Source organism: Bacillus sp. GbtcB10 (assembly GCF_019091365.1).
GTDB lineage: Bacteria > Bacillota > Bacilli > Bacillales > Bacillaceae > Bacillus > Bacillus altitudinis.
In genome coordinates this window covers 1-236 of record NZ_JAGXJP010000398.1, presented here as the reverse complement: position 1 = coordinate 236, position 236 = coordinate 1, and the positions used below count along the sequence as shown (strand labels likewise).

At 41.1% G+C, this 236-nt stretch carries 1 pseudogene; it reads right to left on the bottom strand.

Annotated features, from left to right (window positions below):
• Nucleotides 1-236 (bottom strand): annotated as a pseudogene (locus tag KVT11_RS20630) (deoxyribodipyrimidine photo-lyase); the annotation flags it as partial.

Below are 236 nucleotides of genomic sequence, written 5' to 3'. Positions count from 1 at the left end.
AGCTCTTTCATAAATGTTTCCTTGCCCTCATCTTCAAAAAGTTCTTCCCCATTGACCGCATGAAAGATCGTGCGATTAGAAATGGCCCCAGTTTTTAAAAACCGAGACAGCTTGCTCGTACCAAAAACAGACGGAATATCTCGTTTGTCATGATAATGCGTCAATCTTTCTTGAATAAAGCCCCCTAGTGTGCTCATCGCTTTGTCTGATCCAATCTGATCTAATTTCCTTGTACA